Source organism: Occallatibacter sp. (genome assembly GCF_049510455.1).
GTDB lineage: Bacteria > Acidobacteriota > Terriglobia > Terriglobales > Acidobacteriaceae > Telmatobacter.
The window spans coordinates 1-3,738 of sequence record NZ_JBEKYX010000179.1 but is presented as its reverse complement, the minus strand read 5'-3'; the positions used below and the strand labels follow the sequence as shown (position 1 = coordinate 3,738).

The 3,738-nt window shown below is 59.4% G+C and carries 2 protein-coding genes; both read left to right on the top strand.

The window, feature by feature from the left end; translation table 11 throughout:
• Nucleotides 1-397: 397 nt before the first annotated feature.
• Nucleotides 398-1,999, top strand: a complete 1,602-nt coding sequence (locus ABSG47_RS20495) for a diguanylate cyclase (RefSeq protein WP_424172309.1) — start codon at nt 398-400, stop codon at nt 1,997-1,999.
• Nucleotides 2,000-2,099: 100 nt separating this feature from the next.
• Nucleotides 2,100-3,620 (top strand): ribosome biogenesis GTPase Der, encoded by a 1,521-nt coding sequence (gene der / locus ABSG47_RS20490; RefSeq protein ID WP_424172306.1) that lies wholly within the window; start codon nt 2,100-2,102, stop codon nt 3,618-3,620.
• Nucleotides 3,621-3,738 lie beyond the last annotated feature (118 nt).

Genomic DNA, 3,738 nt, shown 5'->3' with positions numbered 1-3,738 from the left:
GATTTCGAAAACTACTGGTCAGCTTCGAAAAGACCGAAGAGAGCTACGTGGCTCTGCTGTCACTGGCCGCAGCCATGATTTGCTGGAGGCAGACCACAGCTATTCACGGATAAGTTCTTAGGGACCGGGGGACTGAAGAACAAAGCGGGCCCTTCGACTTCGCGTGAAAAGCGGCTTTATTCATGACGACACTGCTGTTTTTGTGGGCGAAGGAATGGCTGAGGTTGAAGTGCCCCAAAAAAAGCGAGACTTGGGGCATCCGGCTGGAATACCGAGTGAGGTTTTGTCGTTACCGCTGGGAACAAGGTACGGCTGCTATAGCTAAATCGCGCCGATGTAGAATGGGCGCAGAGCGGCTTAGTTAGGTTTAGCGTCTCTGCATGGACGGAAACGCCCTATGATTCAGGCCCTTGCGCTTCCACGCCCTCTTGTCCGAATACACTTCCAGAGCCTTGTGGTGTGGGCCATCTGCGCCATTTTCGCCGTTCATGTTCTGCTGGTTGTTTTTTCGCTTGCGCATGCGGCGACGGTTTCGCGTGCCTGTACCGGAGCGATTGCGGCGCTTGCTGGTGTCAGCATTCTGGCGCGGGTGCGGTTGCTGCCGGGGCGAGAGCGCGCGACGTGGTTCTGGGCGGCGCTGGGCATCCTGCTCTGGGCTGTTGCGCATTTGGCCGAGATCTTTCTGCTCTCGCCTGCCGAAGCTGCAGGGGCGAGCAATCTCTCAGTTGACGCTGCGGATTTTATCTACGTTGCCGCCGTTTTCCCTTTATTGATGGCTTTTTCGACGACGCGCGAGCTGCAATCGCAACGTGCGGTTTTCTTCTTTAATTGCGCACAGATTCTGCTGGCCTGCTTTTTGACCTATGTGCTGCTGTACCGCATGGCGCTGGAACCGACGGTGGCCGAGACAGTGATGGGCAAGGTTTACGGCGTGGCATCTGTGCTGCTGGCGGTAATGTCTGTGATGCGGAGTTTTACCTGGGCCACGCAGGAGGAGCGCCAGTGCTTTCACTTGATCAGCATCTTTCTGTGGACTTACATGCCGATTGAGCTGGGGATGGACTACCTGACGCAGTACCACGGGCTGCAGGCGGGAACGCTGCTGGACCTGGCGTGGAATATTCCCTTTGCAGTGACGGGTTGGAAGGCGCTGACGCTGCCGCTGCCGGAATTCGATGTGCTGGAGCGGGATTCCGCGGGGCGGTCAGAGCTGCAGCACGAGGTGAGCAGGGGACGGCTGCTGGTGGAGTGCCTTTGTCCGATGCTGATGAATGCGGGGATCTTTGCGCTGGCGGCGGCGGTGATGGGGCAACACATGCTGGTGGGGATTGGCTCACTCCTTGCGCTACTGGTGATCCAGGGAGCACAGGCGGCGGTGGTGCAGATGAATTACCTTGCGGGGCGCGAGCTGCTGCTGGAGCGCGAGCAGGCCCTTCGGGTGGCCAATGATGCGCTGGCGGACCTGGCGTTGTTGGACCCGCTGACGGGGATTGCCAACCGGCGAAGATTTACCTCAGCGCTGGAGACGACGTGGCAGCTGGCGGTACGCGATGGCCGCACGATTTCTCTGTTGGCGATGGATGTGGACTTCTTCAAAGGGGTGAATGACCATCATGGGCACCCGTATGGCGACGCATGCCTGATTCATATTGCGCGCGTGCTTGGGAAGCAGGCGCAACGGGCGGGCGACCTGGTGGCGCGGGTGGGCGGCGAGGAGTTCATGCTGCTTTTGCCGGAGACGGATGCGGCGGGAGTAGCTGTTGTGGCCGAGAGCATTCACGGAGCAGTTCACGAGCTGGCGCTGGAGAATCATGCTTCGCCGTTTCAGCGCATCCTGACGGTGAGCATTGGCGTTGTTTCATGCGGGCAGTGCGTGCCGGGGCCGGAGGCGGTGAGTGCCTCGATTACGCCGCGGAGGCTGATTGAGGCTGTGGACAAGGCGCTGTACCAAGCGAAGGCGCAGGGACGGAATCGCACGGTTGCGGGGGCGATGGGGTGATTTTGGCTGTTGGCTAGAGTTCTCCGTTAGATAATGGAAAGATATGCAAGCTGTCGTTCCCGTGGTTGTGTGCGGACGAGCGAACTGAGGAGATATTTCTGTGCCAAGTTATCGCAGATCCGTGATTCCAGCCAGTGCCGATGCGCAGGGGCTTCCGCTAGTGGCTATTGTGGGGCGGCCCAATGTGGGCAAATCCACGTTATTTAATCGGCTGACGAAGACGCGGCGCTCGATTGTGGGCGACGAGCCGGGGATTACGCGCGACCGCATCTATGGCGAGTATGAGTGGGCCGGGCGGCGGTTCCGGGTGGTGGATACGGGCGGCATTGTGCCGGATGATCCGGAGCTGATTCCTGCGGAGATTTATAACCAGGCCAAGGTGGCGCTCAAAGAGGCCGATGCGCTGGTGATGGTGGTGGATGTGCGGACGGAGCTGGCGAGTCCGGACTACGACCTGGTGCGGTTGCTGACGCGGAGCCGGAAGCCGGTGTTTCTGGCGGTGAACAAGGTAGAGGGCGAGGCGATGGAGTCGGTGGCGGAGAACTTCCGTCAACTGGGCATTAAGGAGGTGTATCCGGTCAGCTCGGAGCATGGGCTTGGGATTGGGGAGCTGCTGGATGCGCTGGCGGATGTGCTGCCGGAGCGCGAGGAGACGGTTCCCGAGACGGACGAAGTTGAGGCGGACGAAGAGGCTGGCGACGAAGATGCCGCTGCGGAACAGACGGACGAGGATGGAACGGCTGGCGATGCGAAGGTTCATCGCACGCATGGCGAGTATGAGCAGCATGAGACTTCGATTGCGATTATCGGGAAGCCGAATGTGGGCAAATCGACACTGCTGAATGCGCTGACGGGGACGACGCGGGCGATTGTTTCGCCGATTGCCGGGACGACGCGCGATGCGGTGGATGAGGTTGTGGAGTTTGAAGGCTCGACGCTGAGGTTTGTGGATACGGCGGGGATTCGGCGCAAGGGCAAGACGCACCTGATGGCGGAGAAGATGAGCGTAGTGATGGCGCGGCGGCACCTGGAGGCTGCGGATGTAGCCCTGCTGGTAATTGACGCGACCGAGGGCGTGACGGCGAGCGATGCGACGATTGGCGGCTATGCGCATGAGAGCGGGCGGAGCGTCATCATTATCGTGAACAAGTGGGATGCGGTGACGACGGGACGCACGGATGGGAAGCCGCCGGCGGATCGCGACATTTTTGAGAAGCAGACGCGGAACGTGCTGAAGTATCTGAGCTATGCGCCGCTGATTTTTATTTCCGCGCTTGAAGCGACGAAACCGGAATCGAAGAGCCTGGCCCGCGTGCTACACGCAGTGATGGCCGTGGCTGCGGAGCGGCGCAAGCGCGTGACGACAGGACAGATGAACAAGTTTGTGCAGAAGGTGGATTTTCAGCGCGCGCCGGTGCCGATGTCGAAGCGGATACGGATTTTTTATATGACGCAGGCGGCTGTGGCTCCGCCGACGTTTGTGCTGTTCACGGATCGCGATGTGAAGCTACATTTTGCGTTTGAGAGATTTCTGGAGAATCAGATTCGGGCGGCGTTTGGGTTTGAGGGGACGCCGATCTGGTTCAAGGTGAAGGCAAGGAACGAAAAGAAGGAAGACTAGGGCGTGTCATCTAATTGGTTATATGCGCGGAGCCTGGGCAGATTTTAGCTTGAGGTCATGACTGTAAGGCGCTATGGATTACGGGACGATCAGTGGGATCGGATCAAGGATTTGTTGC

Excerpts from the sequence above, each read along its gene's own strand:
- ABSG47_RS20495 (WP_424172309.1), top strand. The coding sequence starts at position 398 with ATGATTCAGGCCCTTGCGCTTCCACGCCCTCTTGTCCGAATACACTTC.